Consider the following 2,391-nt stretch of genomic DNA (forward strand, 5'->3'; position numbering starts at 1 on the left):
GTAAGCGTCCAGCCAACACACCTTCCGAACTCCAGCATTAAGGGCGATGGTGTCCGCGTATTTTTAAGCGGACGCGATCGCCCTTAACGTCAGGATTTCCATGCGCCAACGAAGCTCTTACCCGAAACCCTTCAAGGCCCAGGTTGTTCAGGAATGCCTGCAACCGGGCGCAACCCTATCCAGCGTTGCCATCAGCCACGGCATCAACGCCAACGTTATCCGCAAGTGGCTACCGCTTTATCGAGATCAGTCGCCAGCGGCGTTGCCAGCTTTCATTCCATTGAGAGCTACGCCCAAACGGCAAACGGAAGCGTTGGCGGTTATTGAGCTGCCATTTGGCGAGCAATCGATCTCAGTGAAATGGCCAACGTCCGATCCTGAAGGCTGCGCCCGCTTTGTCCGTGGGCTCACTCAATGATTCGCATCGATGCCATCTGGCTCGCCACCGACCCCATGGACATGCGTGCCGGCACTGAAACTGCGCTGGCCAGGGTGATCGCGGTGTTCGGTGCGGCGAAGCCGCACTGCGCTTATCTGTTCGCCAACCGCCGCGCCACTCGTATGAAAGTGCTGGTGCATGATGGGATTGGCGTCTGGCTGGCTGCTCGCCGGTTGAACCAAGGCAAGTTTCACTGGCCCGGCATTCGTAATGGCTACGAGATAGAGCTGGATGCTGAGCAACTTCAAGCGTTGGTGCTCGGCCTACCTTGGCAGCGTGTTGGGGTTGGCGGTGCAATCACACTGCTTTAAAAAGCTGTAATTAGCGCCTTGGCCTACTGCCGCAAGCGACCTGCTTTGGTAAAATCCAGGGCATGACTTCCTCGCCCAATCTCGATCAGATGACCCCCGACCAACTGCGCGCCTTCGCGGCGCAGTTGCTGTCGCAGGTTGATTCTCTCGGGCTGCAAGTCGACAGGATGGGCAAGAAGAACGACCGCGACCAAACCATCATCGAGCAACTCACCCACGAAATCGCTTGGTTCAAACGTAACAAGTTTGCCAAGCGCAGTGAGCAATTGAGCCCTGCTCAAGGCAGCCTGCTCGATGATCTGCTCGACACCGATATCGCGGCCATTGACGCCGAGCTGAAGGCGTTGAATCCGCCGGCTGCGTCGGCCGAGCCACGCAAGCAGCCCAAGCGTGTTCCTTTGCCTGCGCAGTTTCCGCGTACCGTGATTTATCACGAACCCGACAACACCCAATGCCCCTGCGGCTGCCAGCTCCAGCGGATCAGCGAGGACGTCAGCGAGAAGCTGGATTACACGCCGGGCGTGTTCACCGTGGAGCAGCATGTGCGCGGGAAATGGGTCTGCCGCGAGTGTGAAACGCTGACTCAGGCACCGGTTCCGGCCCAGGTAATCGACAAGGGTATACCGACCGCAGGGCTGCTGGCTCACGTGATGGTGGCCAAATTCGCCGACCATTTGCCGCTGTATCGCCAAGAGAAAATCTTTGGCCGCGCTGGCCTGGCTATCGCCCGCTCGACACTGGCGCAATGGGTCGGCCAGACCGGCGTGCAGCTCCAGCCGTTGGTCGATGTGCTACGCGAAACGGTACTTGCCGAAGGCGTGATCCACGCCGACGAAACGCCAGTGCAAATGCTCGCGCCGGGCCAGAAGAAGACCCACCGTGCTTACGTCTGGGCCTACTGCACTACGCCGTTTTCGGCGGTCAGGGCAGTCGTTTACGACTTCAGCCCGAGCCGTGCGGGCGAGCATGCACGTAACTTCCTTGGCCAGTGGGATGGCAAGCTGGTGTGCGACGATTTCGCCGGCTACAAGGCAAGCTTCCAGCAAGGCATCACCGAAATTGGCTGCATGGCCCATGCGCGCCGCAAGTTCTTCGATCTGCACGCGACGAACAAAAGCCAACTGGCCGAACAGGCGCTGCACTCAATTGGCAGCTTGTACGAAATCGAACGGCAAGCGCGGGAAATGACCGACGAAGATCGCTGGCGAATACGTCAGGAAAAAGCGGCACCCATTATCGACGCACTACATACCTGGATGATGGCCCAGCGCGATCTTGTGCCCGAAGGATCGGCTATTGCCAAAGCTCTGGATTACAGCCTCAGGCGCTGGACGGCACTGGCTCGATATCTCGAGGACGGCGCTGTGCCCATCGATAATAACGCGGTCGAAAATCAGATAAGGCCATGGGCACTTGGACGCTCGAACTGGTTGTTCGCCGGGTCACTACGCAGCGGTAAGCGGGCAGCCGCGATCATGAGCTTGATCCAGTCAGCACGCATGAATGGGCATGATCCGTATGCCTATCTCAAAGATGTACTGACGCGGCTGCCGACGCAGCGTGCCAGTGAGATTGATCAACTGCTGCCGCATCGGTGGATGCCCGCCTGAGTCACGCAAGGTGACTTCGGCGGACGCTTAC

Annotated in this window: 3 protein-coding genes; all 3 read left to right on the forward strand. The window is 58.9% G+C overall.

What is annotated here, in order from left to right; translation table 11 throughout:
• Nucleotides 1–100: 100 nt before the first annotated feature.
• The 3 genes from tnpA (at nt 101) to tnpC (ending at nt 2,360) form a co-directional block, all read left to right on the forward strand.
• Nucleotides 101–418, forward strand: coding sequence for an IS66-like element accessory protein TnpA (gene tnpA, locus ORL50_RS28635; RefSeq protein WP_082069254.1), 318 nt, complete (start codon nt 101–103; stop codon nt 416–418).
• Nucleotides 415–750, forward strand: coding sequence for an IS66 family insertion sequence element accessory protein TnpB (tnpB, locus tag ORL50_RS28640; protein WP_045062372.1), 336 nt, complete (start codon nt 415–417; stop codon nt 748–750). Before tnpA ends, tnpB begins: the two co-directional genes overlap by 4 nt.
• 62 nt (nt 751–812) lie before the next feature.
• Nucleotides 813–2,360: an IS66 family transposase gene (gene tnpC, locus ORL50_RS28645; RefSeq protein ID WP_115148494.1), complete on the forward strand. Its 1,548-nt coding sequence runs from the start codon at nt 813–815 to the stop codon at nt 2,358–2,360.
• The last annotated feature ends 31 nt before the right edge of the window (nt 2,361–2,391 follow it).

Source organism: Pseudomonas sp. RIT-562, from assembly GCF_026241895.1.
GTDB lineage: Bacteria > Pseudomonadota > Gammaproteobacteria > Pseudomonadales > Pseudomonadaceae > Aquipseudomonas > Aquipseudomonas mandelii_F.